A 24,551-nucleotide genomic window follows, 5' to 3' on the forward strand; every position below is an offset into this window, starting at 1 on the left:
TAATTAAAAAAATTATATAGAAATGAAAACGGATAATAATTTAAAAATGAAGAAATACCACTATCTTTTTTGGACTTTATCGCTACTGCTACTCATTGTCTCTTGTTCGGAAGAGGAAATTCCCCAAAATCATGATCTGGACAATACGATATGGGTGAAAGTGGACGATTCTGCAGATGGGAAGATCCATTATGTAGAGAAACTGATCTTTACAAACGGATATGTTCACGAAGTGCTCTTCGACATATCGGGAGATACTTTGCTTGAAGTGTTGACCAGATATGAATATACCTATGATAGGCGGGAGGGGCGTATCCTCTATTTCCATCCCTCCGGGAAATATCTGGGTAGTTTTCAGGTCAGAAGTGGCGGAACAGTCATCTTTTACGCAAACGACACATATGAACTTAAAGGCTTTTTTTCAGGATCATTATGAATTCAAAACGAACAATATTATTATTTACAGCTTTTATAATAGCTTTTTCATTCAGCGCATTGTCACAGAATCTCAATAAATATGAGGTACAGCTGGAATCGGGTGTGACTGCAGGTATTGCAAAATCAACCAGTTTATACCTTTTATCTCTTTCGGGGGGCTATAGAATAGACAGTCAAATAACCCTGGGTGCCGGTGTAAGTTACGAGAATTACGACGAGGCCCACCTGCTTCTCGATGAGAAGGAGCTTTTGTATAAGGATACGGGACGGCGCTCTTTTTGGGTACCTTTTGCACATGCGAAATATACGTTCTCCTCACGTGGCAAGATCGCTCCTTACGTCAAAGGCCGGGTAGGATATGGGATTTTCGGCGAAAAGAGAATCCCTGAAAAATATGACAGGCTCATCTTTTACCAGGCCAAAGGGGGAGTAAATACATCGCTTGATCTGGGATTCTCTTATCCACTTGTGGGAGAAACCCGTATATTGTTAGCTGTTTCTTATCATTATCATCGGTTAACAAATAGATACTTGGAGCATCCATGGAAATATAGTCGGTTGCAACACAATTCCTCCGTAGGATTAAACTTCGGTATTCTCTTTTAAGACAAATGTTTAGTGAAATGGTAACACTCTCATTTGACTTTGTTGCAACGGTATAAAAAAGTAGGGGTTATTGGTATATTTTTGTATTTGCAAACTAAAAATGTAGATACATATGAGTACCTTACCAACAACCCCGCACAAAGATACATACAAAATAAGAAATTGGAAAGAATACAATCGAAGTTTATGCAACAGGGGACGTCTGACTTTATGGATAAATGATTCGGTACTGGATGAATGGGAAAAAGCTTCCCAAAAGCAAAAGATAGTTGGAGAACAGACTTATTGCGACAGTATTATCCAATGCTGCCTGTTGTTGAAAATCAATCATGGGTTGAGACTGCGCCAGAGTACGGGTTTTGTTGAAAGTTTATTTACGCTGATGGGTAAAAGTCATTTGCCCGTACCGGATTACAGCACGCTTTGCCGCCGACAGAACAGCCTTCCCGTAGAAATCGGGGACAGGTTGGCAAGAGGCGAGAAATTAGCAGTGGGGATAGATTCCACCGGATTGAAAGTGTATGGGGAAGGCGAATGGAAAGTGCGTAAACACGGCTATTCCAAGCGTCGCACGTGGCAAAAACTTCACCTGTGCGTTGATTTGGATACGCAGGAAATCCTGTCGGTAGAATTAACCGGCAACGATGAAGATGACGCTTCGGTAGGAGCTAATATGTTGAGGGATAAGACGAATAATATCAAACGATTTGCCGGGGACGGGGCATACGACAAGTTCGGATTCAGGGAAGTTTTGGGAAGCGACATTCTTCAGATTATCCCGCCTCCCAAAAATGCGGTAATACAAAAGGGTAGCAAAAAGACACCTTTGCCCGATTATCTGATTCAGCGCAATAGAGCCGTGGAAGAGATAAACAAACACGGCTCCAGGCGTTGGAAACAGGAAAACGGCTACCACCGACGAAGTCTCAACGAAGTAGCCATGTTCCGGTATAAGACGATTTTCGGCGGAGAATTAGATGCCCGAACACTGAAAAATCAGACAACCGAAGTCAAACTGAAATGTTTGGTGTTAAACAAATTCATCGGGACAGGTATGCCCGATGCTTACAAAGTATCTTAATTAACTGCGTAACGGCAGAAAAGAAAAATACCGTCTTGACTACCGTTGCAACAAAGTCCTCTCATTTCTACATGCTGCCTTTTAAAAATTATATGGAAATGAGTCCACTCCGAAAAGTCGAAGCTGTAATTTTCGCACAATAAATTTTATAAATCAGCTGAAATTTCCCTGAAAAAGTTCTCTGACAAAATACAATACAAATTCCATTTACAATATAATTCGCAGTTTAGTTTACTTCGCCGATGCCGAAAACGATCCCATGCCTAAAATGTATATACCGGTTATTTGGGCCGAAGTAAAATTGACCATCAAAGAATCTGTAGAAAAAATTTCTGTATAGTAGAAATCATAGAAGACTACTGGTTAACACCTATCTCCCCGGCGGTGAAATCCGTGTGCCGTTTTGTGTTCCTTTCAACATCCCCCGGAACTCTTGATACCACCCTCGTTTCGATAGTGCGCCGGATCCTACCGTCAGTCCTGTTTGAAGAAGGATTTAGGTTTTTTCTATTTATTTTTTGTCAAAGAAATCTGGAATTATAGTTGAATATTCTGGTATTTTTTTGTTTATTTGCAAGTAAAATAGTGCAAAATAACAGTTGGTATGATTCGTGATTTGACTGAGCTGCTCCGGAAAGCGAAGAACCGGCCTCTACGGAGGATGGTTGTTGCCGCCGCTGAAGACGAACATGTTTTGAAAGCTTTGCAAGAAGCCATGAAGGAGGAGATCGTCATTCCCCTGCTGGTGGGTGATGAAGAGAAGATCGGGCTTATAGCGCGATCGATCGGTTTTGTGCTGGATGATATCGAGGTGATCGATAATCGGGAGGGAGCAGCTGTCTCCGCCCGGATAGCCGTGGCAAAAGTAAAAAGCGGGGAAGCGGATATCATCATGAAAGGTTTCGTCAATACCGGCGATCTCCTGAAGGCGGTCTTGGATAAGGATTCGGGTCTGCGTACCGATCAGTTGCTGAGCCATGTGGCCTTCTTTGAGTCGCCCTATTACCATAAGATATTTTGTGTGACGGATGTGGCGATGAATATCGCTCCCGATCTGGAGGCAAAAGTGCAGATCATCCATAATGCGGTGAAGGCATGCCATGGGATCGGGATTGAGAATCCCAAGGTAGCGGTGGCAGCCGCGGTCGAAACCGTGAATCCAAAGATGGAAGCAACGGTCCATGCCGCGCGGTTGAAAGAGATGAACGAAAAGGGTTTGTTGAATGGATGTGTTGTCGATGGTCCCCTCGCCATTGATATCGCGGTAAATGCGGATGCGGCACGGCATAAAGGAATAGGCGGGGAGGTAGCAGGCCACTGCGATGTCATCCTCGCCCCCGACATAGAAGCGGGAAACATGTTTTACAAGGCGCTCAACTTTCTGGGAGGGGCTTCCTCGGCAGCCGTGGTGATGGGCGCTTCAGTACCTGTGGTGCTGACTTCACGGTCCGATGATGAAAGGAGCAAATTGCTCTCAATCGCTCTGGCCACACTGATTGCTTAACAGACCAAGTTTACCGTGTGCTGTGGTTTCTAAAGGTAGACGCTTGGTTTTAGTCGTCCGCAGATCAACAAAATGACTTTAAACTGATAAAACAAGATATTCAAATGGGAATCAATACGCGTATTTTAGTGATTAACCCGGGTTCCACTTCTACAAAGATCGCTATCTTTCAACAGGAAAAGGTGATTTTTCTGAAGACCATCAAACATTCTCAGGAAGTGTTGGGCAAATTCAAACGCATCACAGACCAATTCGAACACCGTAAAGAGGTGATTTATGAAGAACTGAAGAATGCCGAAATACCGCTGGAGACCATTGACGCGGTGATTGGCCGCGGGGGATTGGTGAGGCCCATCGGTTCGGGCGTTTACCGGGTAAACGATGTAATGAAAAAAGACCTGCTGGAATGCAAACGCGGTGAACACGCCAGCAACCTTGGTGGATTGATCGCTGCGGACATTGCAAAGTTACTCCCCTCTGCCGAGGCTTTTATTGCCGATCCCGTAGTAGTGGATGAGCTGGATCCGCTCGCCAGGTATTCTGGACATCCCGACTTTGAGAGGAATTCTATTTTCCACGCGCTCAATCAGAAAGCGGTTGCTCGCTCGCACGCTAACTCCATCATGAAAAAATATGAGGATATGAACTTGATCATAGCCCATTTGGGGGGAGGTATTACGGTCGGCGCGCATCGCAAGGGAAGAGTTGTGGATGTAAACCAGGGACTGGATGGCGATGGGCCTTTTTCTCCCGAACGCTCGGGCTCACTGCCTGTGGGAGCTTTATTGAAAGCCGCATTTAGTGGTCAATACAGTCACGAAGAGATGTACTCGATGATCATCGGTAAAGGTGGGATGATGGCATACCTGGGAACAAATGACGCCTATTTGGCTGAACGGGAAGCGAAAGATGGCGATGAAAAATGCAAAGAGGTGCTGGAGGCAATGGCCTACCAGGTGGCGAAAGAGATAGGAGCCATGTCCACCGTATTGAAAGGTGAAGTCGATGCGATCCTGATCACCGGGGGAATTGCCAACAGTAAATGGTTCTGTAATCTTGTCATTGAGCGGGTTTATCGGATAGCGCCCGTACATGTTTATCCGGGACAGGATGAGATGGGTGCCCTGGCCGAGAACGCTCTGCTTGCACTTAACGGGGACATTGAGATAAAAGAGTACAAGTAGGTTTTTATCCAGAACCCTCTCATCCGGCACTGAACAAATGTTTTAGTCGATGTATCTTTTTAATCCCGAGAATGATCTCGCCCTGGCCAATTTTACGCCCAATTATACTCCGCCTGCATCCGCAATCCGGATGGCGGAGGAATTGGCTGTTTTACCTATTTGGTATGGCGGGAAGGATGTTGCCGGAAAGAATAATTGTGATACCAAAGTGGTTACCGGGGGAGAGTTGAACCGCTCATTCCTGGAGGCTGTAAAAAAGATCCTGCCTGTAGAGGCGTCGCTTGTCTCATTTTCCGATATCGCGTCATACCCTCACCTGGAGATTGTTCCCTGGGGATGGAACCCTGCATTGAGGAGAAAACTGATATCAGAGGGAGTATCACAGCGACTGTTGCCTTCACCCGAAGAATTAGCGTGTTTAAGAAGATATTCCAACCGGCGGTGTGCCGTGGAAATATTGCAAGAGTTGAGAGCTGAAGAGGAAAGTTTTTGCGGAGAGTCCCGTTTTTTCACAGATACGGAAGAGTTGTACGGGTGGTTGCAGTCCATATCCGGAAATAAAGTGTTGAAAATGCCCCTTTCGGCCAGCGGTAAAGGGCTGATATGGATATTGGGAGAGATCACGGATAAGCAGCGAGACTGGTGCCGGCGGGTCGTCCGGGAGCAGGGCGGAGTGGTGGCAGAGCCGGTATTGGCCAAGGTGCGGGATTTCGCGATGGAATTTTACCTGCAGGAAGGGCGGGTGCGTTTTGCGGGCTATTCCATGTTCAGTACAGCCTCTTCCGGCGCATATAGGGGCAATGAGCTGCTTGGCGATACCCGGATTCAGGAAAAGCTTGCCAGCTTTGTTTCGATAGACTTGTTACACAGGCTCAGAAGCTCACTGTCTGAGAAGTTGCCGAACCGCTTCCCGCTTTATACAGGCTACGCGGGAGTAGACATGATGGTATGCGAAACATCCGCGGGTTATTGTATCCAACCCTGTGTGGAGATCAATATGCGGATGAATATGGGGATGGTGGCACACATCTTCCATGAGCGATACATCTACCCCGATGCGGAGGGCCAATTGGTGGTGGATTATTTCAAGAAGCCGGAAGGCGCTTTATCCTTCCATGAGAAAATGCGACGGGAGTCCCCTTTAAGGGTAGAGAACGGAAAGATACTTTCCGGCTACCTGTCGTTGACTCCCGTTACCAGAACTACCGGTTATATCGCTTATGTGAGTGTTTGGAGAAAACAGCAATAATCCGATTACAGATTACCAATAACCAATGGTAAGCCAGACCTTCCGCATGCTTACCATTCTTGGATAAATATTGGCACATCAGTAAATTATCCCCTCATCCCCTCATCCCCTCATCAAATTTTCACCTCAACCAATTCATCCTTTTTCCTCCGCCAAATAGTGGTAAAACAGGGGAAGAGTCCTGATACCGTTATAGAACTGTTCCAACGGGAAATTCTCATTGGGTGAGTGGATAGCGTCCGACCCCAGTCCGAATCCCATCAGTACCGACTTAACTCCCAGTATTTCTTCGAAAGTGGCAATGATAGGTATACTGCCGCCGGAACGGACGGGGACGGGATCCTTTCCGTAGACATCTTTCAATGCTTTCTCTGCCGCTTTGTATGCGGGAAGATCGATGGGACATACGTAGGATGGGCCCCCGTGCAGGTATTCGACCTTTACCTTTACCGATTTCGGGGCGATAGACTCAAAATATTTCACGAACAGTTTTTCTATTTTCTTGTGATCCTGATTGGGTACCAGGCGGCTGCTGATCTTGGCATAGGCTTTGGAAGGCAGCACCGTTTTCGCCCCTTCGCCGGTGTAGCCACCCCAAATCCCGCATACGTCGAAAGTCGGTCGGATGCCGGTACGCTCGTTGGTGGTATAGCCCTTTTCCCCGGACAGTTCTTTTACGCCGACAGCTTTTTTGTATTCCTGAATGGAGAAAGGTGCTTTGGCCATCATGGCCCGCTCTTTCCTGGAGACCTCCGCCACATCGTCATAGAAGCCCGGAATGAGGATACGTCCCTCATCATCCATGGTTTGGGCAATCATTTTTGAGAGCACGTTGATGGGATTGGCCACCGCCCCGCCGAACAGTCCCGAATGGAGGTCGGCTGCAGGCCCCGTTACTTCAACCTGCCAGTAAGCCAAGCCGCGCAGCCCGGTGGTGATGGAGGGCACGTCGCGGGCGATCATCGAGGTGTCAGAGACAAGGATCACATCGGCCTGCAGCATTTTCTTGTGTTTTTTGCAGAACTTCGGAAGGTTGGGCGATCCCACCTCTTCTTCCCCTTCGATAAGGAATTTCACGTTGCATCCCAGTTTACCGGATTGTACCAGGTACTCGAACGCTTTGGCGTGCATGAACGATTGTCCTTTGTCGTCATCGGCGCCGCGTGCCCATATCTTGCCATCTTTCACCACCGGCTCAAAAGGATCCGTTTTCCAGAGGTCGACCGGATCGACCGGCATCACGTCCATATGCCCATACACCAATACGGTTGGCGCTTTCTTATCGATGATCTTTTCTCCATAGGTTACCGGATTCCCGTCGGTCTCCATCACCTCCGCCTTGTCGGCGCCGGCTGCCAGCAGGATTTCTTTCCATTTTTCGGCAGCGCGGTACATATCGGGTTTATGGGCCGGGATGGATGAAATGGAAGGGATGCGGATCAGTTCGAAGAGTTCATCCAAAAAACGTTGTTTGTGTGTTTCTACGTACTTGTTGATTTCGTTCATCATATTTTTATTTTATAGTTTAGTAATAAATAGCCTTATAGATTTCCTTGCATATCCCCCTCCTCTATTTCGCGGCGGCACTGTAAGGTGGTTGATAATGTTGTGGTGTAAAACTATAAAAAAATTCCGGAACATTGGGCCGGTTGCTGATCTTTTTAATTGATTTTTATATCTTTGTGAAATATCTACAATATCAAGAGTCTTTATGTTTTAAACTAAAAACAGCGTCATGAAGAAATGCTTATCGTTTACCTTTTTTATTTTTCTTGTCGGATTAGTGGCATGTGACAGTTCCTTTCAAAACAACAAAAACAGGATGCAGACAACTGATTTTATCCCCCAGGCCAAAGTCGAGGCGGTGATCAATCACCTCAAAGACTCTCTCGGGGAATCTCACGCATTCCGCATAGAGCGGGGTGTGCGGCAGGTAGCAGGGCAATGGGGCGGACAGGATGGCACCGTGGATGATTTTGCGGAATTTTGTAAGAATTCGTTTATGAGCGATACGGCGCGACTCTCCAAGCTGTTCAATACGTTGGAACGTAACTTCGAGGTGATTTACGGTTACTTCCACAAGATAGATGTGATGCTCAAAGCTCCTTTGCAACTCGAAGGGCCTGAGATCACGCCAGTGGACATGATGTTCGGGGGTTACGATGTCCCTGCCCATTTGACCGATGATTTGTATGACAATAAAATCGCGTTTCTTAGCGCGCTGAATTTTCCTTTCTATACTCTGGAAGAAAAAACTGAACTGGGCGCGGGATGGTCGCGGAAAGAGTGGGCCTATGCCAGGATGGGAGACAGATTCACATCGCGGGTGCCGGCAGCTATTTTACAGGATATTTCCAGAACGGTTACCGAGGCCGATGCTTATATCTCCGATTATAACATTTATATGGGAAATCTACGAAATGAGGCCGGGGAACAACTGTTCCCGGATAACATGAAACTAATTTCCCATTGGGGCTTGCGCGACGAACTGAAATCGAACTATGCTGACAACCAAAAGGGATTGGAAAAACAGCGGATGGTTTACAAGGTGATGCAACGGATTATTGACCAATCTATTCCTTTACAGGTGATCAACAGTGAGAACTATTCATGGGATCCGATAACCAATGCGTTGTTTGACAAGAATGGAGAATCTGTTGCCTCCAAACCTGAGGATATCCGGAGATACGAGGTGTTTTTGAAAAATTTTCATGCGATGCGCCAGTTGGACACCTATTCTCCCGATTATCCCACTCAGCTTGTCCGCGCCTTCGATGGTACAATGGAAGTCCCTCAAAAAGACGTGGAAAAATTATTCCGGGGGTTGCTTTCTTCTCCGCAGGTGAAAGAGGTGGCATCCTTTATTGAGTCGCGTTTGGAGAGGGAGCTTGAACCGTTCGATATCTGGTACAACGGCTTCAAATCGGGAGGAGGGATTCCTGAAGAAGACCTGACAGCCATCACTTCGCGGAAGTATCCCACTGCGGAAGCACTTGAAGAAGACCTTCCCAATATTTTGATAAAGTTAGGATGGAAGCCAGCTAAAGCCAGAGAGATTACCTCACTTGTTACGGTGGATGCTTCCCGTGGTGCCGGCCATGCCTGGGGAGCTGCCATGCGGAATGATGTAGCCCGTTTGCGTACCCGGGTCGGGGCGGAAGGGTTGGATTACAAAGGGTACAATATTGCCGTGCATGAGTTCGGTCATAATGTGGAACAGATCATTACCATGAACGATGTGGATTATTACATGTTGAACGGCGTTCCCAATACCGCCTTTACCGAGGCAGCGGCATTCCTTTTCCAGAAAAGGGATCTGGAATTGCTGGGATTGAAGAATCCGAACCCCGAAGATGAATATTGGCTGGCGTTGGACAATTTCTGGTCTTGTTACGAGATCATGGGCGTCTCACTGGTGGATATACAGGTGTGGGAGTGGCTGTATGCTAACCCCGATGCTACGGCGGAACAGCTGAAAGAGGCGGTGATCAGTGCCGCCAAAGAGGTGTGGAACAGCTATTATGCCGGTATATTGGGAGGAGAGGATGAGACATTGCTGGGTATCTATTCGCATATGATCGACTATCCGCTCTATCTGCCCAATTATCCGATGGGACATCTGATCGCTTTCCAGATTGAGCGGCAGGTTCGGGGTAAGAATCTTGCCGACGAGATGGATCGCATGTATACGCAGGGGTGTGTCATTCCCCAGATTTGGATGGAACGCGCGGTGGGTTCACCTATTTCCATTGAGCCGCTGCTTGCCGCGACTGATGAGGCATTGCAGGTGTTAAAGAAATAATAAATAGGGCTGTTTCTTCAAGTTAAATATGTGTGATCCGGGATTGCCTGGATTACGCTGTTGTGTGAGAATGCTAATTTATTGAAAGATTATGCACTGTTTTACGGGAAAATAGCGTAATTTTGCATCCGATCAGGAAAGATGCCGGAGTGGTCGATCGGGGCGGTCTCGAAAACCGTTGTACTCTCACGGGTACCAAGGGTTCGAATCCCTTTCTTTCCGCAGGAAACATTTGAAGTGCTCTGAAAAGAGCTTTTAACAATGCAAACAGATACGGATAAGTGTCGTAATTCTAACGAGTTACGACACTTATTCTTTTTAATGACACTAATTACTTAGAGTAGCATTAGGACCTCGAAGTTATCTCAAAATACTCTTAATTGGCTACAATATGGCTGCAAAAAAAGTTACAAAAAAACAATTGTAGCCAAGAGGAGTTGCCATTAATCCAAAATCATGGGATAATGAAAAAAATCGTTTGAAAGGTCGCTCCACAGAAATCCTACAAGCAAACTTTCAATTAGACAATATCCAAGATACCATATGGTAGTTAAAATTCTAAAAATAAATTTATATGATTTTATTCAAAATTCAAAATAAACTCATTAATTGTTGTTTTTTATCTTCAAATTTACGTATTCGATAAATTCATTAGAACGAGAACAACTGAAAACATACTTCTTGTTTGTAGTGCAAACAAGAACTAAGTTATTCAACTCTGTTGCGTACATATTATAACTGCCTAGTTTATCATTTTTGAATCTACCTAAATAACCAAATAAACCACCACTCCCAAAAGTACGTATAGAACTATCTATGTCAGACTTGGATATTCGAATCACTTTTGTTACCTCACTTAATGGTATTTCTCGCGAACTAAATACCATTTTTAGTGTTATTTTTTTATCAGTCGCTTCTAATCGTATTGGAGCATATATCATTCCTATAATAACAGTAATTAGAAAAACAATCATCATCAAGTATTTCAACCACAACATCGCTGTAGGCCATTTAATTGATAATACGTAAAAAGCTCCTCCTGCTATAAAAACTAAAGTCACAATGGTTACAGCCCATACACTACTACTCCAATGAAATGGAATTGAAATACAATTATTTTCTAAGCCCATAGTAACCCTCCAAATGAATTGTTAGTATTTCCCTAATATAGTACCCCCACTTAGTTGGACTGTTTTATCTATATGTTAAGATAGTTTTTCTAAATTCTTAAGCCGCATTTGCAAAATAGCAATTAGCAGGAGTTTTGTAGGCTAAGGATTGATGGGGACGCTCTTGGTTATAAAACCGGGAGTATCTGTCCAAACCTTTCCACAAAGGTATGCCATCTTCGTAAACATTCAAATAAATGTGCCCATATTTTACGCTGCGCCACAGACGTTCTATGAAAACATTGTCGAGAGCGCGCCCTTTGGCGTCCATTGAAATTTTTATTTCGTTGTCGGTTAGTACTTTGATAAATGTGTCGCTCGTGAATTGGCAGCCTTGGTCGGTGTTGAAAACTTCAGGTTTTCCATATTTGTCGATGGTCTCTTGCAAAACATCGGCACACCATTCGGCGCTCATCGAGTTGGAAAGCGACCAATGAAGCACGTAACGACTGTGCAGGTCTATGACCGCCATCAGATACATATATACCTTTTCTTGGTTAAAATGGCAGGTCGTCAACCTCCTCATTTGCCCCGCTAAAGGGATTTTCGGGAGGTGGCATATCTTCATACCCGTCTTTCGGTGAGCGAGCCGGGGTGTAGTTTTGTGGGTTCTGGGCCTCTATTCTCCATGCTTTTACATCAGTGTACCATCTTCCGTTGAATTCCCTGCTTTCCACATCAAAGTCGATAGTATACAGTTCTCCCGGGTTGAGTGAGACATGTTGGAATTTATTTCCCCATAAAGAAATGCATACCTTTTTAGGATATTGGTCTTGGGTCTCGACAATAATATCTTGTTTTCTCCACTCGCCGTTTCTTCCTGTTCCGGATTGAAGCGGAAGAAGTTGAATTAATTTCGCCGTCAGTTGCATGATTTTTTCGTTCAATAAATTAGATCAATTCCCGCCATGGCAGAGTACAAGCAAGCTTATCCTCTGCTCATTGAGCTTGATGAACACGTTGATTATGGCTCCAAAGACGTAGGTCGGGAACGTTTTTGCCATGCGAAAATAGTATGAAAAAGGGTAATTGCCAAATTAAAAGTAAAAGTCCGGCAACTGTGACGCGAAAGATACCCCCAGTGAAATCATGTTGTTCGCGCGGAGCACCGCTACCGGGAGCCCGATCGTCGGATTATGTCGACATGGAACTACAGCTCTACCGCCGATAATTCCGCGAACGCTTTTTGGTAATCCCTCTCAGCCTCCAATGCGCGGTTGATTGTTTCGTAGTACAAACCCATTTCTACCATATATTCCAACAGCGATATTTCTCCTGCATCCAGGGCTTTTTTCAGGAGATCGGTGTTGTTTGCCGTGATCAACGATTGGCGGTATTTTTCAGCCGCTATTTTCAACCCGGCGGTACGATTATAGAGTATCTGCAGTTGATTGTAAAATTGTTTGCGGGTGTCTGTTTCCCGCGACTCGGCTGCTTTTACCGATGCTTTGGCTTGTTTTATCCGGTTCTTGTTTTCCCACAAAGGGATGGAGATGCCAAGAGAAAAACCCTGGAAGTGTTCCCCGACAACTTTTTCACTCATGTATCCGGCAGAGAGGGTGGGCAAGTTCATTGTTTTGCTCAGTGAGAGTCGTTGTTTGCTTACTTCTATTTCCTGTCTGGCATAGGCTAAGACCGGATTGTATTGTGCTGTTTGTGCAAACCAGTCGTCAAAGTGCAGTGGAAGCGAGATGTCCTCGTACCGCCAATCTTCCAGCAGGATGTCTGTCCCTCCATTCAGCCTTTTCAATTGTTCCAGCAAGGCGGTACGCTCGACCTCGATACGGGATATCTCTCCTTGCGCAATGGTGAGATTGAGTCGTACCTTGTTATATTCCAGACGGCTGACATCACCGGAGTTCAGGCGATCCTCGTAACCCGCGGCAATTGTCCGGGCATGTTGCAAACGCTGATCCAGCTCTTTTTTCAGCGCGTTGTAATAAATCAGGTCGATGCAGTACTGTTTCGCTTCCAAAAGGATGTTCATGCGGTCGGCTTTGTACTGCCATTCGACCAACAGATTCTGTTTGTCGGCTGCTTTGCTTTTCATCCCCGTGATAGTGGCCAGGTCGAATTTTTGCATGATACTGAAATCGGCACGGTTGCCCATATCCGCGGGATTTCCCCAAAGATAATTGAACCCGACCTCCGGGTTTTCAAGATATATGCCTGTCTTATTTTCCAACTTTTGTGCTTCCACACTTTCACGCAGCGCCTTCAATGTTGTATTGTTTTCTTCTATCGAAGCCAATACGGAATTAATCGTTGTCTGCGCATTCAGGGTGATACCTGTAAACAGTATCCACAGGGTTGCCATGATTGTCTTCATTTGAATGCTGTTAGTTGTTTTCTCTGTTTTTTATCTTATCCACTTTTTACAAGATTTCCGATTGCCACCGAATTATCCGGCTGACGATATTTTGTGGGGACTGTTAATTCTCATTATCTTGTAAAACCTCTTTTTCAACCACTTCCCTTTCGCTTATCAGATACATGACCGGAATGATAAAACCGTTCAGAAAGGTGGAGGTCAGTAACCCGCCTAATATGACCTTGGCCATGGGGCTTTGTATTTCGTTGCCCGGAAGGTCTCCACCCAACACAAGAGGGATAAGCGCCAAAGCGGAGGTCAATGCAGTCATCAGAATGGGATTTAACCGGTCTGACGAACCTTGTATGATGCTCTCGAATTTTGAATGACCTTCACTTTGTAAATCGTTATAACGGGTGATAAGCAACATCCCGTTGCGGGTGGCAATCCCAAAGAGCGAGATAAAGCCGATGATGGCGGGAATACTGAGCTCCCCGTTGGTGAAGAATATAACGAATACGCCCCCTATCAACGCCAACGGGAGATTCAGCAGTATCACCGTCGATTGTTTCACACTCTTGAATTGGGCAAAGAGCAAAAGGAAGATCACCATAATGGAGAAGATGGAGGTGATGAACAACATGCGGGATGCCGCCTGTTCACTTTCGAATTGTCCGCCATATTCGATATGATAGCCTTCGGGCAAATCTATTTCGTCGCGGACTCTTTTTTGGATATCGTTGACAACTCCCCTTAAATCACGTCCGGCGACATTTGCCGAAACGACCAGCTTGCGGGCTACGTTCTCACGGTGAATGGTGTTGGGGCCGGAGGAAGAGGTGACTTCGGCAATATTCTCCAGCGGCACTTTCCGTCCATTGGCATCCACCATCATATTCCTGATCCGCTCCATGGTCGAGCGGCTTTCATCGTTCACTTTCAATGTGAGATCGAACGAATTGTTCCCTTCATAGACCTGCGAAACGACTTTTCCCGCCAGCATCACGTTGATGATTTCTCCGAATTCAGGTAACGGGATACCATATTTTGCCAATAGCTCCCGTTTGGGTTCTATTTTCAACTGTGGCCGTTCGATTTGTTGCTCCACGTTCAGGTCGGCAATCCCTTCCACATCCTCGATAGAAGCTTTGATCCGGTTACCGATGGCGTACATCCGGTTAAGGTCGGTGCCGAACAGTTTGATGGCGATATTTGCCTTGGTTCCCGAAAGCATGTGGTCAATACGGTGCGATATGGGTTGCCCTATTTCGATATTTACGCCCGGAAGTAATTTCATTTTCTCCCGTACTTCTTCCAATAGCCGGTCCTTGGAGCGTTTACCCAAAATAAATGGCGCTTCAATCTCCGACAGGTTCACACCCAAAGCATGTTCATCCAGTTCGGCGCGTCCGGTCTTGCGCCCTGTCGTTTGTATCTCCGGTATCGAAAGCAGCAGCTCTTCCGCTATTCTTCCCAATTTGTCCGATTCTTCCAAGGATATGCCGGGCATGGTGCTGACGCTGATGGTGAATGACCCTTCGTTGAACGGAGGAAGAAAGCTGCGGCCGAGTGTGAAGAACAGGATAATCGCTACCACTACGGTGACGGCGGTTCCGCCCAGTACCCATTTTTTATGGTTGAGCGCCCACCTCAATGCATGCCGGTAAATTCCCTTTAGTTTTCTGGCGACGAAAGCCTCTTTTTCAGGAGCATCGTCTCCCTTTCTTGATTTTCCCAACAAGTAACTGCACAATACCGGTGTGAGTGTCAATGCCACGATAGTGGACGCGGTGAGTGCCGCGATAAATGCAATCCCGAGGGGTACCAGCATGCGTCCTTCAATTCCCGAGAGGAAGAACAGGGGGACAAAACTGGTGATGATGATAAAAGTGGAATAAAGAATGGGCATGCGTACTTCTTTCGACGCGTCGTATACAACCGCCAACACGCTTTTTCGCTCCTCCTCCGCTTTTAGCCGGTTCTCCCGCAGTCGTTTGAATACATTCTCCACATCCACGATCGCGTCATCCACCAATGAACCGATTGCGATGGCCATACCACCCAAACTCATGGTGTTGATGGTCAGACCCATACACTGCAGTGCTAAAATGGCCGATACCAATGAGAGTGGGATGGTGACAAGTGAAATAACTGTTGTCCGTATGTTCATCAGGAAAATGAAGAGGATGATCACTACAAAAATGCCTCCTTCCAACAATGCTCTTTGGATATTGCTGATGGAGCCCTCTATAAAGCGCGACTGACGGTAAATGTCGGTGCTCACTTTCACGTCGGCCGGAAGCGTTCGTTGAATATCCGCTAACGATTGGTCTATCTTTCCTGTCAGATCGATCGTACTTGTGGCGGGCTGTTTGGTGACCGTTACCAGAACGGCCGGTTTCCCCTTTTCGGAGGCTACTCCCAGCTTTGGAGCTTTGTCGCCTATCGCCACATCGGCTATATTTTCAATCAAGATGGGCATATCGTCCACACTTTTCACCACCGATTTCGCCAACGCGTCTACCTGATTCGTGGAAAGGACACCACGGATGATATACTCGTTTCCGTATTCATACAATACTCCTCCCGAAGCATTCTGGTTCATCTCTTTTACCACACTCATCACTTCATCCAGACTGACGTTGTAATGCTTCATCCTTTCAGGGCTCAACAATATCTGGTACTCTTTGATTTCACCACCGATCACGGTAACTTGTGCCACTCCGCCGGTGGATAACAGACGTGGTCGAATTGTCCAGTCGGCCAATGTGCGCAGATCCCGGAGAGAAGTGGAGTCGGACGTCAACCCGATGGTAATCAGTTCACCCAGAATGGAGGACTGAGGTCCTAAGGTGGGGTTCCCGACATAATCCGGAAGCGCGTCGCTCACGGCGGAGAGCTTTTCTGATACAATTTGCCGTGCGAGGTAAATATCCGTTCCCCAGTCGAATTCGACCCATACGATGGAAAATCCTGTAGTCGAGGAGGAACGCACACGGCGTACGTTGGCCGCGCCGTTCAAGGCAGTCTCAACCGGGAAGGTCACCAGCCGCTCTACCTCTTCGGGAGCCATTCCCTGTGCTTCGGTCATCACCACGACGGTGGGCGCATTCAAATCGGGAAACACATCCACCTCCATATTGCCGGCCGTGTATAATCCCGCGACCATAAGCAAAACCGCGGCGACCAGCACCACCATCCGGTTGTTTAACGAGAATCTTATTATTTTATTCAGCATGGCACTTCGTCTTTGCGGTTAGTGATTATGGGTATGACCTTCCGGCATCGCGGACGAAATAGCCGCCAGCTTCACCTGATATACACCTTTGGTAACCACCTTGTCTCCCGCTGCCAGGCCTGAAAGGATTTGTACTCTCTCTCCGTCGCTTTGTCCAGGGGTAACCTCCTGTTTTTTGTAATGCTCCTCACCCAGTTGCAGATAGACGAAATAAAGCCCCTGCTCTTCAGTGAGGGATGATGCGGGTACCGATATTACATCGTTTTGCGGATGGGCCAACAGAAAAACTTCGGTGAAAGCGCCCGGCAAAATATCGCCCACGTTATCGAATTCAAATGTGACGGGAATAAAGAATGATTGTCCGTCTGCTGATCTGCCGAATGACAACAGCCGACCGTTCAAATCGGAAAGTTTGTAAACCTGGTTGTCGTAAGCCGGCTTGAAATTGGCAGAGGTAATGTTTTTGAGCGACTTGTGATGCTTTTCCGACAGTTCGGCCCGCAATTGTAACCGTCGGTTTTGGGAGACGGTCGCGACAGGTTGGCCTACTGCTACATATTCTCCCTGTGACACCATTCTGTTCTTTATGTATCCGTTGATGGGGGAGGTGACCTTCACGCCGTGGGCGGTCATATTGGATGCCTGCGCATTATAGGTTGTCTTGGCGGTTTCGTAGCGGAGACGGGTTTGTTCAAATTCTTTGGCAGAAATGATTTGGTCTTTGACCAGCAGCTCCGCCCGTTGGAACTCTTTTTCGGCAGTTTCGAATTCTATTTTAGCTTTGGTCGACGGATCTCCTTCCAGAAGATCTTTTGCAGATATGGTGACGATGGATTGACCTGATCTGACAGCGCCGCCGTCGGTGAGAGAGGGATTGGTAAACGACACAATTCCGTTGGACGTCGCCGCGATAATCACTTCGTCGCCCTGTGCCGCCTGAATTCGCCCGCTGGTCTTGATCACATAGCTGAAAGGGGCTGGTGCCACTTGTTCTACTTCCAAACCTGTCATTTCGGCCTGTCGCCGGGTGAAGAGGATCGCATCTGTATCTCCGGAGGAATGATCATGGTCATGATCGTGGGAGTGACTGTGGTCATGGTCATGCCGATGTTCGTGTGCATCTTTTGCATCCGAAGATGATTCGTGCTTATTTCCGGAATGGCAACCCGGGATAAGCAAGGCCATTGCGATCAATAAGCCTACAATATAAGTCTTCATTTTGATAATAGTTATTGCTCCGTTATGATGAATGGTAAATATTGTTCGGACAGCTATTTCGAGTATAGCCGTCTATCCTGTGTGACAGAATGGTGAAGGTTAATTCAGGAAAGGATGAAAGGCGGAGCACGCAAGCCATGGAACCGGCTTACTTCGGCTGATTTGTAAGATAGGATGTATTCCCCCTGTTTAGGTTTCGTGTAGGTGTCATAAGCGGGGTTTACCAGGAAGTCCGTGACAAGATAAAGCAAAGGCAAAAGCTCAATATGCCCCGGATTATCGCCATTATCCAATGAAGGCGCCTTGATTTTTATCTTGCCATCGGGATTTGTATAATAGGTTGTTTCAGCGATGCAGGTCGGATCGTGATGACAGCTGTGGCCGCTTTGGGCCGGTGGTTGACCATCTTCCGAGGCGTCCTGATGATGCGTCATGTGAAAACAGATTGCCCCGTTATCGTGATGATGATGCGGTATCGTTCCCGCCACCAGCACGATAAGTACAGCAACCGCAATGGATGATATGGCAATCTTCTTCTTCAACCCAATCCTGTTTTGCGACAAAATTACGGGTTTATTTCCTTTTCTCCAAGTAAGTGGTTAGAATTTCAATGGGATGTGTACTATCGTATCAATAATGCCAATTCGAGTATACGCGCTAAACAGTTCTCTCACTCATTACCCTTTCCTTTTGGAATATAGGTCACGTTGAAATCTTTACAGCGTCGTTTTTCCTACACGTAGTCTTCGATGGTATAGCCTGATCTTTTCTCGAATATATCCAACCCACGTCCCAAGAAAATTTCCCAACCTGTATCGGTAAGTATTTCCCGATCGTGGAAACCGTAGTTTCTTTATACAGAAGGCTCCCGGCAGTGAATGAGGCGGAATATGGAGTTGTTGGCCTGTTTGACATCGTTATTTGGTTGAATAGATTAAGTCTTTCACATCCACATCCAGTAATTTCGCGATTTGTATCAAATAAAATTTAATGATTACTGTGAGAATATTTATCCTGAAAAGGTATATCAATGATGAAGGAATGTACGGTAAAGAAGTGGTAGAAACATTGCCGATATATACTGTTCTCCCGATTTAAGGATATAAGAATAACTGAAATATGGACTGTTTCTCTTACTTCAAAAAATCGCTAATACCCAAATTTTTTTTCATTTCTTTGAACAACACAACCATAGGAAATGTTATTTGTTCAAGTTGCGCCAGTAAAAAAGTTGACATATATGGCAGCCCCTGCCGAAAAGTGTACAGCGCGATGATCGGGCTTGACGATAAAACGACCTGCGAGTACTGGACATGGCGGGAAGAAGCGGGATTAAATTTTAAATAATGAAAAAATCTACTGAAAATAAACCCACTTTCTGTGCCTTCTTGCGTGGGGTAAATGTAAAAGGAACGAATATGAAAATGGCAGAAGTCTGTTCCGTATTTGAAAAAACGGGAATGAAAAACGTCTCCTCCATCCTGGCATCAGGCAATATCCTGTTCTCATCCGATAAGAAAAAAGATGAATTAAAAGCACTGTTGGAAAAAGCGATGTCCACACACTTCCATTATGATGCTTTTCTTTTCATAAAAGACAAAACCGAGGTTGAAACCATTTTTACTGAAAATCCATTCGATGCCAATCCCGATTTTCACATTTATGGCTTTGCAGGCATTGCAGGCATTGAAAAAACGCTAATGGAAGAATTTGAAAAGTCGAAAAAAACGGAAGAAGAAAGAGGCTTGATAGCAGCCAACAATTTCTATTGGAGAGTGCCCAAAGGAAACACATTGGAGTCTGAATTCGGCAAAATATTAGGACGGAAAACTTTAAAAGAAGCTTTCACTTCCCGTAATCTGAATACGTTTGAGAAGATCTTGAAAAAAATGTGAGAATATTCCGTATGAAACATAAATCGGCCCTCTTTCTGCATTTTGAGCTTCCCGAATTAAAGCCCCTATTGATATCCACTCCTTAATAATTGCTTGCCTGTTATATGTTCATCTTTATCGGAGCTCAAGTGCTTATATAGCTTTACAACTCTTTCAACAAATGCAAAACTCTTATCTTTCAGAATAGTCTTATTTCACGCTTATACGTCATGAGTTTTTGAGATGTTGATGGTACGGCGAATTTATCATTTATGACTCATATTTTTTTACGTTTTAACCGTAAACTGTTGCTTACCACACTCACACTGCTCAATGCCATGGCTGCTCCTGCGATCATCGGATTTAACAGGAACCCGTTAATGGGGTAGAGAATACCTGCTGCCACGGGAATGCCTATAAGATTATAAATGAATGCCCAGAACAGGTTTTGTTTGATGGTTGCCACGGTTTGTTTGGACAGCCGTATGGCCTGCGGTATCTTGGTGAGGTCTGCTGAGATGATCGTCATTTTGGCCACATCCATCGCGATATCACTCCCTTTCCCCATGGCGATACTTACATCCGAGGTGGCGAGCGCTGTGCTATCGTTGATCCCATCGCCGACCATGGCTACTGTCTTGCCCTGTTGCTGCAGCTCTTTTACAAAATCGGCTTTGTGCTCAGGCAATACTTCTGCCTTGCAATGATGGATGCCTGTCTGCCGCGCAACCGCTTTCGCCGTGGCCTCATTGTCGCCGGTAAGCATATATAGGTCGATGCCCATGCCCTGCAGCTGCCGGATGGCTTCTATGGATGTTTCTTTTATCTTGTCGGAAATCGCAATCACCGAAAGGGCCTGTTCGCTATTTGCGAACCAGACAACTGTCTTGGCCTGGTTGCCCCATTCATCGGCATATTTTAATAATTTATCGGCAATAGCGATATTGTTTTCCGTCAGGAGTTTCCGATTACCGGTGAAATAGGTTTCATTATTGTGATTGGCTTTAACCCCTTTTCCGGTGATACTGCCGAACTTTGTCAAAGGTGCGGTGGCGACTCCTTCCAGGTGTTTTACCACCGCTTCTGCCAATGGATGTTCGGATTGTTTTTCGATGCCGGACAGAATATCTTTGGTGGAATCATCATTGTCCAGCCATTGGATATCGGTCACCTGCGGTTTGCCTTCGGTGATGGTCCCGGTTTTATCCAGTACGACGGCATTTACTTTCTTTGCCAGTTCAAGGCTTTCGGCATCTTTAATCAAAATGCCGTTTTCAGCCCCTTTGCCTACTCCCACCATGATGGCCGTGGGCGTAGCCAATCCCAACGCACAGGGACAAGCAATTACCAGTACCGTGACGGCTGCCAGCAATCCCTGCACTACACTGTTATCTCCACCCAAACTCACCCATAGGATAAAAGAGAGGATGGCTATGCCCACGACTATGGGCACGAAAATCCCCGCAATCTTGTCTACCAGTTTCTGGACGGGCGCTTTGCTGCCCTGCGCGTCCTGCACCATTTTAATGATTTGGGCAAGCATTGTTTCCTTACCGACTTTCACCGCTCTGAACCGGAAACTTCCTTTTTGATTGATCGTGCCTGCAAATACTTTTTCATCTTTCTCTTTCAATACAGGGACAGGTTCACCGCTGAGCATGCTCTCATCCACATAAGAATTGCCTGACGTTACGACGCCATCCACCGCGATTTTTTCCCCGGGTTTGACCACAATGGTATCATCCACTTTTACATTTTCAATGGCGACCTGTTCTTCGGTTCCGTCGGGTCGTATTACTGTGACGGTTTTGGGTTGTAAACCCATCAGTTTTCTGATGGCTGTGGATGTATTGCCCTTGGCCTTTTCTTCCAATAGTCTGCCTAACAGGATGAATGTGATAATTACCGCCGCAGCTTCAAAATATACATGCGCATGCAATCCTCTTTGATGCCAGAAATCGGGGAATAGCATGTTGAAAACGCTGAACAGATAGGCAATCCCTGTGCTTAAAGCAACCAGGGTATCCATATTGGCGGAGCGGTGTTTGGCCTGTTTCCATGCGTTGACATAAAAATCCTTTCCCAGCCAGCACACGACGGGGGTGGTAAAAAGCCACATGATCTCGTTGGCATAGGGCATATCCATAAAGAACATGCCGATGGCTACCACGGGTATGGCCAGCATGATCGCCCAAACGGTTTTCTTCTTGAGCTTTTGGAATTTCCCGGCGTGAAGCGTCTCCAATGTTTCCTGCCGCGTGATCTCATCTTCTATCAACAGGTCATAACCGACAGATTGAACGGCTTTTTGCAATTTTGCGGCATCGGTCATATTGGGTAGGTACTCAACGGTCAGGTTGCCCGTGCCGAAGTTTACGGAAGCATTGACTACCCCGGCCTGATGCGTTACGATCGTTTCGGCGCTACTTGCGCAGGAAGCACAAGACATGCCCAATACCGGAAAAACATGCTTTACGGTGGTAACGCCATAGCCAAGGTTTTTGATTGCTTTCACCGCTTCGGACACGGTTTCGCTGTTATTTACAGTAATCGCCGCCCGCCGATTATTGAGCTCCACTTTATGGGTCTCCACACCCTTGACCTGTGATAATCCTTTATCCACAATCAATGCGCAGTGTTCACTTTCTACATTCTCCAAAGGAAGATAAACTATTTCTTTATGATCGGTTGCCATATCTTGGTTGTTTTAATTTATAACGCAAAATTAGCCACAAAAGATTTGGAGCATGTTATGTAATTGTGGAATTGATTTGTAAGATTTACGGATGTAAAGGGTAATCTTTTTATTTATGCAAAAAATGCGAAGAATATTGTGTTTATTCTCCGCAAGGTAATGTTTATTTATTCAGCGTCCTTAATGCTTTTTTCGTGATGTATCTCGTTTCCTTCGTATTGCTTTGTGTCTCCCAACGCCTACAGAGTTCTCTGACAAATTCAGGTTGGGTCTTACTGGCATCATTCAGCCAGTTGGCTACGCTAACCTGCACATATTTAGCCTTGTCAGATTTTAATGGTTCGAGTATTGATAAACCAAGTTCCGGACTTATTTTCAGGACTTCTATGTGTTCACACCACACTCCACGTGGACGTGTCGATTCGGTTGTAAATCTTCTGATATTTTCATCCGGGTTTGTTGTCCATCCGGAAAGGATTTCGATGCTTTTTTCAAGATTTTGTACAATCTTGGGTCTGACAGCCATCCAGCAAATTTCTCTTACTCCAAAATGTTTGTCAGCCGCAAATGGCTGTATTTGTGCAAGCGTTTCGTTTATATTGAAATTTTCGTTTTTTCCAATCGTATAAGTTGCCCAGCAACGAATAAGGTCGGCATGATGATTTGACATGATTACCAGGAACTCATTGTCGTTATTTTGGGTTGCCTGTAGAAAAAGTTCTGTGCCAATAGCCTCATTTATAGTGTTGACCGTCTGCTTTTTCAGTTGGTCTATTCTTGCTAAAACAGGATTGAGATAGTCTATCCGTTTATGTTGATTGAGTAAATTCTCCAGTAAAAGTTTTTGGTCAACGGCTAACCATTCCACCAGATTGGCAGTTTCAATCTGCCCGGAGTTTAACTGTTGTAGAATATCTGTCGGGATGTCTTTTGTTGAACGGGCTCCTTTTCTTTTGGTTGTTGTCATTTGTATATTATTTCCATGTTTGTTCTAATCTCTTATCTGTTCCCTGTTCTTGTGGTACTTTCTAACCAGCGTTTCGGGATCATTATAAAACTGTTTAAGCCTACTTGTTTTATAAACCCCTTGAATTCGACGGGTTTAGAATTGAGGTCAAGATAATTGTATTTCGTGCGTTTTTAGATATTCGATGTTTTTAAATGCAGTAGCATTAAATAATCCTCATCATTTTCAGCAATAATTTCAAAACCGAGTTTTTTATAAAGTTTCACCGCATAGTTTTCTTTCTGTACACTTAGCGAAGTTTGTTTATAACCTTTTTCCCGTAAATGTTCAATCATTTTCTTCATAAGTTCCGTTCCTATTCCTTTATTACGGTATTCTTTGAATAACGAAAGGGCAAATTCGGGTGTTTTATCATCAATATAGCCGTATCCCTTGACTGCTCCTGATATTACCCGAACCCAAACTGCTCCAATAATTTTTCCATCCAGGTCTGCAACTAAACAGTAATCATGACTCAATTTCCCAAAGTCTTTTATGTATACATTAATCTCAGGGATGTTCAGAACACTTCTTGGAATTGGATTTAGTTCATCTGTCTGATAAATTGCTTCATACAGCATATCCTCTAATTTCCCAATTTCGTTCTTTCTGATTTTCCGTATTACGATTCTGCTCATAAGCGCGATACTCTTACGTAGTGATTATTTCAGGTGGATGAATTTATGATTGTTTATTTTAAACAGTTTTGTTTAGACAGGATTAATCGTTACTTTACAATGCAGGCAAAAATTGCGGTGAACACTCAAAATATTTTGACAAGACGGGCAGATATGTCTCAAGGTCTGTAACTGTAAGAAATATTCAATGCCATTTGACTGTATCTGCCCTAGATTTTCAATCAGGCTTATACGGTAATTTTTTCTGTATCTCAAATCTAATTGTTTTATTCTTTGGCAAGGAAATTTCCTGCATTCAAAACAAAATTTGGATTCGGTTTCCTCTAAATATTCACAGTTTGCAATTTTACAGGTTATGCAATGCTTAGGTTTATTCTCCGTTCTTTTCCTACAGCCCGGGCAAGGTTTTTTCTCCCGTAAATAAGCAATACAGACACCACAATTCATCCCGCACGGGGCGGTTAACTCTTTGTGAAAAACCGGATTCTCCATAGTTTTATCCATTGTTGGTCGTACTCTATTGATGAACTATAGGCAA

Annotated in this window: 20 protein-coding genes, 1 tRNA gene and 1 pseudogene; 9 read left to right on the forward strand and 13 right to left on the reverse strand. The window is 45.3% G+C overall.

Features of this window, described 5'->3' with window-relative positions; all coding sequences use genetic code 11:
• Positions 1-22 precede the first annotated feature (22 nt).
• The 6 genes from D7D25_RS09665 (at position 23) to D7D25_RS09690 (ending at position 6,062) form a co-directional block, all read left to right on the forward strand.
• The gene (locus D7D25_RS09665) at positions 23-436 is read left to right on the forward strand and encodes a hypothetical protein (protein WP_122968757.1); all 414 of its coding nucleotides are present in this window, start codon (positions 23-25) and stop codon (positions 434-436) included.
• Positions 433-1,044, forward strand: coding sequence for a hypothetical protein (locus D7D25_RS09670; protein WP_122968758.1), 612 nt, complete (start codon positions 433-435; stop codon positions 1,042-1,044). The genes D7D25_RS09665 and D7D25_RS09670 overlap by 4 nt, the downstream gene beginning before the upstream one ends.
• A gap of 112 nt (positions 1,045-1,156) precedes the next feature.
• Positions 1,157-2,125 carry an IS5 family transposase gene (locus D7D25_RS09675; protein WP_122968759.1) on the forward strand — a complete coding sequence of 323 codons (969 nt, stop codon included), beginning with the start codon at positions 1,157-1,159 and terminating at the stop codon, positions 2,123-2,125.
• 604 nt (positions 2,126-2,729) lie between these two features.
• Entirely contained in the window at positions 2,730-3,629 is a 900-nt protein-coding gene (locus D7D25_RS09680) for a bifunctional enoyl-CoA hydratase/phosphate acetyltransferase (RefSeq protein ID WP_122968760.1), read from the forward strand.
• Positions 3,630-3,733: 104 nt separating this feature from the next.
• Complete coding sequence (gene buk / locus D7D25_RS09685; protein WP_122968761.1) at positions 3,734-4,813, forward strand: butyrate kinase; 1,080 nt, start codon at positions 3,734-3,736, stop codon at positions 4,811-4,813.
• A gap of 49 nt (positions 4,814-4,862) precedes the next feature.
• Positions 4,863-6,062 carry a hypothetical protein gene (locus D7D25_RS09690; RefSeq protein WP_122968762.1) on the forward strand — a complete coding sequence of 400 codons (1,200 nt, stop codon included), beginning with the start codon at positions 4,863-4,865 and terminating at the stop codon, positions 6,060-6,062.
• Between the two features lie 135 nt (positions 6,063-6,197).
• Here the strand turns inward: D7D25_RS09690 and D7D25_RS09695 are convergent, their stop codons facing one another.
• Positions 6,198-7,568 carry a dipeptidase gene (locus tag D7D25_RS09695; protein WP_122968810.1) on the reverse strand — a complete coding sequence of 457 codons (1,371 nt, stop codon included), beginning with the start codon at positions 7,566-7,568 and terminating at the stop codon, positions 6,198-6,200.
• Positions 7,569-7,797: 229 nt separating this feature from the next.
• On the opposite strand from D7D25_RS09695, the gene D7D25_RS09700 reads away from it, so the two are divergent.
• Entirely contained in the window at positions 7,798-9,864 is a 2,067-nt protein-coding gene (locus tag D7D25_RS09700) for a hypothetical protein (protein ID WP_122968763.1), read from the forward strand.
• Between the two features lie 135 nt (positions 9,865-9,999).
• Positions 10,000-10,086 (forward strand) — tRNA-Ser (locus D7D25_RS09705).
• A 383-nt stretch (positions 10,087-10,469) separates the two neighbouring features.
• On the opposite strand, the gene D7D25_RS09710 is transcribed toward D7D25_RS09705, so the two are convergent.
• From D7D25_RS09710 to D7D25_RS18815, 8 genes and pseudogenes are all read right to left on the reverse strand, one after another.
• The gene (locus D7D25_RS09710; RefSeq protein WP_122968764.1) at positions 10,470-10,994 is read right to left on the reverse strand and encodes a PH domain-containing protein; all 525 of its coding nucleotides are present in this window, start codon (positions 10,992-10,994) and stop codon (positions 10,470-10,472) included.
• Positions 10,995-11,091: 97 nt separating this feature from the next.
• A complete protein-coding gene (locus D7D25_RS09715) occupies positions 11,092-11,514 on the reverse strand; it encodes a DDE-type integrase/transposase/recombinase (protein WP_158602590.1) in 423 nt (140 codons plus the stop codon).
• A gap of 16 nt (positions 11,515-11,530) precedes the next feature.
• A complete protein-coding gene (locus tag D7D25_RS09720) occupies positions 11,531-11,905 on the reverse strand; it encodes a DUF3127 domain-containing protein (protein ID WP_122968766.1) in 375 nt (124 codons plus the stop codon).
• Between the two features lie 278 nt (positions 11,906-12,183).
• Positions 12,184-13,362 (reverse strand): TolC family protein, encoded by a 1,179-nt coding sequence (locus D7D25_RS09725; RefSeq protein WP_122968767.1) that lies wholly within the window; start codon positions 13,360-13,362, stop codon positions 12,184-12,186.
• Positions 13,363-13,465: 103 nt separating this feature from the next.
• Positions 13,466-16,582: an efflux RND transporter permease subunit gene (locus tag D7D25_RS09730; RefSeq protein ID WP_122968768.1), complete on the reverse strand. Its 3,117-nt coding sequence runs from the start codon at positions 16,580-16,582 to the stop codon at positions 13,466-13,468.
• Positions 16,583-16,600: 18 nt separating this feature from the next.
• Positions 16,601-17,800, reverse strand: coding sequence for an efflux RND transporter periplasmic adaptor subunit (locus tag D7D25_RS09735; RefSeq protein ID WP_122968769.1), 1,200 nt, complete (start codon positions 17,798-17,800; stop codon positions 16,601-16,603).
• Positions 17,801-17,904: 104 nt separating this feature from the next.
• Positions 17,905-18,342 carry a DUF6769 family protein gene (locus D7D25_RS09740; RefSeq protein WP_122968770.1) on the reverse strand — a complete coding sequence of 146 codons (438 nt, stop codon included), beginning with the start codon at positions 18,340-18,342 and terminating at the stop codon, positions 17,905-17,907.
• 191 nt (positions 18,343-18,533) lie between these two features.
• Positions 18,534-18,629, reverse strand: a pseudogene (locus tag D7D25_RS18815) (MIT C-terminal domain-containing protein); the annotation flags it as partial.
• 517 nt (positions 18,630-19,146) lie between these two features.
• On the opposite strand from D7D25_RS18815, the gene D7D25_RS09755 reads away from it, so the two are divergent.
• Positions 19,147-19,695, forward strand: coding sequence for a DUF1697 domain-containing protein (locus D7D25_RS09755; RefSeq protein ID WP_122968772.1), 549 nt, complete (start codon positions 19,147-19,149; stop codon positions 19,693-19,695).
• Between the two features lie 256 nt (positions 19,696-19,951).
• Here the strand turns inward: D7D25_RS09755 and D7D25_RS09760 are convergent, their stop codons facing one another.
• From D7D25_RS09760 to D7D25_RS18820, 4 genes are all read right to left on the reverse strand, one after another.
• Positions 19,952-22,369, reverse strand: coding sequence for a heavy metal translocating P-type ATPase (locus D7D25_RS09760; protein WP_122968773.1), 2,418 nt, complete (start codon positions 22,367-22,369; stop codon positions 19,952-19,954).
• Positions 22,370-22,532: 163 nt separating this feature from the next.
• A complete protein-coding gene (locus D7D25_RS09765) occupies positions 22,533-23,336 on the reverse strand; it encodes a DNA alkylation repair protein (RefSeq protein ID WP_122968774.1) in 804 nt (267 codons plus the stop codon).
• A 173-nt stretch (positions 23,337-23,509) separates the two neighbouring features.
• Positions 23,510-24,013 (reverse strand): GNAT family N-acetyltransferase, encoded by a 504-nt coding sequence (locus tag D7D25_RS09770; RefSeq protein WP_122968775.1) that lies wholly within the window; start codon positions 24,011-24,013, stop codon positions 23,510-23,512.
• Between the two features lie 72 nt (positions 24,014-24,085).
• Positions 24,086-24,517 (reverse strand): DUF3795 domain-containing protein, encoded by a 432-nt coding sequence (locus tag D7D25_RS18820; RefSeq protein WP_081624377.1) that lies wholly within the window; start codon positions 24,515-24,517, stop codon positions 24,086-24,088.
• Between the last annotated feature and the right edge of the window lie 34 nt (positions 24,518-24,551).

Source organism: Proteiniphilum sp. X52 (assembly GCF_003712195.1).
Lineage (GTDB): Bacteria > Bacteroidota > Bacteroidia > Bacteroidales > Dysgonomonadaceae > Proteiniphilum.

What these genes read in the sequence shown, in the direction of transcription:
- D7D25_RS09760 (WP_122968773.1), bottom strand. Translation starts at nt 22,369, where the DNA reads ATGGCAACCGATCATAAAGAAATAGTTTATCTTCCTTTGGAGAATGTA.
- D7D25_RS09770 (WP_122968775.1), bottom strand. Translation starts at nt 24,013, where the DNA reads ATGAGCAGAATCGTAATACGGAAAATCAGAAAGAACGAAATTGGGAAA.
- D7D25_RS09730 (WP_122968768.1), bottom strand. Translation starts at nt 16,582, where the DNA reads ATGCTGAATAAAATAATAAGATTCTCGTTAAACAACCGGATGGTGGTG.
- D7D25_RS09710 (WP_122968764.1), bottom strand. Translation starts at nt 10,994, where the DNA reads ATGGGCTTAGAAAATAATTGTATTTCAATTCCATTTCATTGGAGTAGT.
- D7D25_RS09715 (WP_158602590.1), bottom strand. Translation starts at nt 11,514, where the DNA reads ATGTATCTGATGGCGGTCATAGACCTGCACAGTCGTTACGTGCTTCAT.
- D7D25_RS09725 (WP_122968767.1), bottom strand. Translation starts at nt 13,362, where the DNA reads ATGAAGACAATCATGGCAACCCTGTGGATACTGTTTACAGGTATCACC.
- D7D25_RS09695 (WP_122968810.1), bottom strand. Translation starts at nt 7,568, where the DNA reads ATGAACGAAATCAACAAGTACGTAGAAACACACAAACAACGTTTTTTG.
- D7D25_RS09755 (WP_122968772.1), top strand. Translation starts at nt 19,147, where the DNA reads ATGAAAAAATCTACTGAAAATAAACCCACTTTCTGTGCCTTCTTGCGT.
- D7D25_RS09735 (WP_122968769.1), bottom strand. Translation starts at nt 17,800, where the DNA reads ATGAAGACTTATATTGTAGGCTTATTGATCGCAATGGCCTTGCTTATC.
- D7D25_RS09700 (WP_122968763.1), top strand. Translation starts at nt 7,798, where the DNA reads ATGAAGAAATGCTTATCGTTTACCTTTTTTATTTTTCTTGTCGGATTA.
- D7D25_RS09675 (WP_122968759.1), top strand. Translation starts at nt 1,157, where the DNA reads ATGAGTACCTTACCAACAACCCCGCACAAAGATACATACAAAATAAGA.
- buk (WP_122968761.1), top strand. Translation starts at nt 3,734, where the DNA reads ATGGGAATCAATACGCGTATTTTAGTGATTAACCCGGGTTCCACTTCT.
- D7D25_RS09665 (WP_122968757.1), top strand. Translation starts at nt 23, where the DNA reads ATGAAAACGGATAATAATTTAAAAATGAAGAAATACCACTATCTTTTT.
- D7D25_RS18820 (WP_081624377.1), bottom strand. Translation starts at nt 24,517, where the DNA reads ATGGATAAAACTATGGAGAATCCGGTTTTTCACAAAGAGTTAACCGCC.
- D7D25_RS09680 (WP_122968760.1), top strand. Translation starts at nt 2,730, where the DNA reads ATGATTCGTGATTTGACTGAGCTGCTCCGGAAAGCGAAGAACCGGCCT.
- D7D25_RS09670 (WP_122968758.1), top strand. Translation starts at nt 433, where the DNA reads ATGAATTCAAAACGAACAATATTATTATTTACAGCTTTTATAATAGCT.
- D7D25_RS09765 (WP_122968774.1), bottom strand. Translation starts at nt 23,336, where the DNA reads ATGACAACAACCAAAAGAAAAGGAGCCCGTTCAACAAAAGACATCCCG.
- D7D25_RS09720 (WP_122968766.1), bottom strand. Translation starts at nt 11,905, where the DNA reads ATGCAACTGACGGCGAAATTAATTCAACTTCTTCCGCTTCAATCCGGA.
- D7D25_RS09690 (WP_122968762.1), top strand. Translation starts at nt 4,863, where the DNA reads ATGTATCTTTTTAATCCCGAGAATGATCTCGCCCTGGCCAATTTTACG.